The 2,450-nt window shown below is 67.8% G+C and carries 2 protein-coding genes and 1 pseudogene; 1 reads left to right on the plus strand and 2 read right to left on the minus strand.

Going from position 1 to position 2,450, the window contains the following annotated elements:
* A pseudogene (locus tag ACRDTL_RS14035) lies at nt 1-345 on the plus strand (transposase); the annotation flags it as partial.
* A gap of 18 nt (nt 346-363) precedes the next feature.
* Here the strand turns inward: ACRDTL_RS14035 and regX are convergent.
* Entirely contained in the window at nt 364-1,047 is a 684-nt protein-coding gene (gene regX / locus ACRDTL_RS14040) for a two-component sensory transduction protein RegX (RefSeq protein ID WP_431507313.1), read from the minus strand.
* A 70-nt stretch (nt 1,048-1,117) separates the two neighbouring features.
* Nucleotides 1,118-2,329, minus strand: coding sequence for a sensor histidine kinase (locus tag ACRDTL_RS14045; RefSeq protein WP_431507314.1), 1,212 nt, complete (start codon nt 2,327-2,329; stop codon nt 1,118-1,120).
* Nucleotides 2,330-2,450: the final 121 nt, after the last annotated feature.

The raw sequence follows: 2,450 nt of genomic DNA on the forward strand, positions 1-2,450 counted from the left end.
GGGTTACACGCCGACCGCGACATCACCTCGGCGATACTGGCGGCCTGCGTGGAGCTTTCCGATCCCGATGATCCGCACACCGCTCGAGTCGACTACACGCTTGCCCACGCCCTGCGGGCGTGGCTGGTCTCCCAGCAAGAGTGGGAGGGCTCAGTCAACCGGCACCAGCCACCAGCACCACCAGATGGTGTTGGACCGGCCAGGACCGGCAGCCACCAACAGCACCCGGTGGCCCCTGCTGAGCAAGCAGCACTCGGCCCACCCCCGAACAGACCAGCGCGCAAGCGTGGACGTCGCGGGACCAGCCGAAAACAACCAGACCCCAAGCTGATTGGCGCTGCATGACCCATTACGGATCAACTCTTAGCCCTCCAGCTTGTAGCCCAGTCCGCGCACCGTCACCAGGTGCACCGGATTGGCCGGGTCGGCCTCGATCTTGGACCGTAGCCGCTTGACATGCACGTCGAGGGTCTTGGTGTCACCGACGTAGTCCGCCCCCCACACCCGATCGATCAGCTGTCCGCGGGTCAGCACCCGGCCGGTGTTGCGCATCAGGTACTCCAGGAGGTCAAATTCCTTGAGCGGCAACGTGATCTGTTCGCCGTTCACCGACACGACGTGGCGTTCGACGTCCATGCGCACCGGACCCGATTCCAGTACGCCGTCGGCAACCTCGGACTCGTCGTCCCCGCCGCGGCGCAGCACCGCCCGGATTCGGGCGATCAACTCGCGCGCCGAATACGGCTTGGTGACATAGTCGTCGGCGCCCAGCTCCAGGCCGACCACCTTGTCGATCTCGCTGTCCCGGGCGGTGACCATGATCACCGGCACACTCGAGCGGGCGCGCAGCTGCTTGCACACGTCGGTGCCGGACATACCCGGCAGCATCAGGTCGAGCAGCACGATGTCGGCCCCGGCCCGGTCGAACTCGGCCAGCGCCGACGCCCCGTCGGTCACCACGGTGGCCTCGAAGCCCTCCTTGCGCAGCAGGAACGCCAGCGGATCGGCCAGCGATTCCTCGTCTTCCACGATCAGCACACTGGTCATCAGCGCTGCTCCTCCTCATCGCTTCGTCCCCGGCTTCGCGGGGGCCCCACTGCATCGTCGACAGCGCGGGTCATCGACGTAGTTCTTCCTCTCGTTCCGACTTATTCGGCCGGGCGTGAAGCTCCGACGGGCCGGGTTCTTCGCTGTGGTCCGGATAGGCCGGGATGGACAGTGTGAACGTCGACCCGGTTCCAGGCTGGCTCCACAGCCCGATGTTGCCGTTGTGATTGGCGGCGACGTGCTTGACGATCGCCAGCCCCAGCCCGCTGCCGCCGGTGGTTCGGGACCGCGCCTTGTCGCTGCGGAAGAACCGCTCGAAGACCCTCTCCTGGTCTTTCCGCGCGATGCCGATGCCCCGGTCGGTGACGGCGATCTCGACGAAGTCGGCGCGGCGGCGACGGCTGATCGACACCAGCGACCCGCGCGGCGAGTACCTGATCGCGTTGGACACCAGGTTGGCCAGCGCGGTGACCAGCAGCGTCTGGTCGCCCCGCATCCGCAGGCCGCTCGGCTCATCGGTGCGGATGCCGATGTCGGCGTTGTCGGCGGCTACCTTGTGGCGCGAAATCGCCTCGGTCACCACCGTGTCGACGTCGACGGTACCCAGGTCGGGCAACCGCTCGGCGCCCTGCAGTCGGGACAGTTCGATCAGCTCGCCGACCATGTCGCCGAGCCGGTTGGCCTCCGCGAGCACCTTCTCCCCGAACCGGCGGACCGTCTCCGGGTCGTCGGCGGAGGACAGCAGCGCCTCGGCGAGCACCGCCATCGCGCCGACGGGAGTCTTGAGCTCGTGGCTGACGTTGGCCACGAAGTCGCGCCGGGTGGCCTCCATCCGGGCGTACTCGGACTGGTCGTAGACGAAGACCACGGCGAAGCGGCGGTCATCCTCGCTGAGCAGCCGCGCGTGGCCGTGTACCGACAGGCGGGCCGCACGCTTGCCCGGCACCAGGTCGAATTCGGTGTCCTCGCCGCTGGCCAGCGCCTGGCGGGCGGCCTCCCAGGCCTGGTCGTCCAGCTGGCGGTCGCGCACCAGGCCCAGTTCGTCGGCCCGGTCGTTGCGGTAGACCACGTCGCGGTGGGTGTCCACCACCGCGGTGCCCAAGGGTGAGAGCGCGGCGATGCGCTGCAGCATCTGCGCGACGGTGATGCCGGCCCACTCGGCCAGCGCCTGCTGCCTGCGTTCGACGACCCGCGGCGCCAGCCGGCTGCCTATCGCAATACCGACCACCAGCGCCACCAGAATCGACACCCCGGCGAGCGACAGCGCCGAGAACACAGTCATTGGTAGTCAGGGGCGCGGTGTCTGCAGAGCAGATCCGTTTCCCCATCCCCCTTTCAATCCGTGCGTGCGGTTTTCCCGCACACGGCTTACCGATGATCTTCGTGACATGGTTACGCAGCCT

This window comes from Mycobacterium sp., assembly GCF_050700595.1.
In the GTDB taxonomy this organism is placed as follows: domain Bacteria; phylum Actinomycetota; class Actinomycetes; order Mycobacteriales; family Mycobacteriaceae; genus Mycobacterium.

Coding starts and splice junctions, on each gene's coding strand:
- regX (WP_431507313.1), bottom strand. CDS start 1,047: ATGACCAGTGTGCTGATCGTGGAAGACGAGGAATCGCTGGCCGATCCG.
- ACRDTL_RS14045 (WP_431507314.1), bottom strand. CDS start 2,329: ATGACTGTGTTCTCGGCGCTGTCGCTCGCCGGGGTGTCGATTCTGGTG.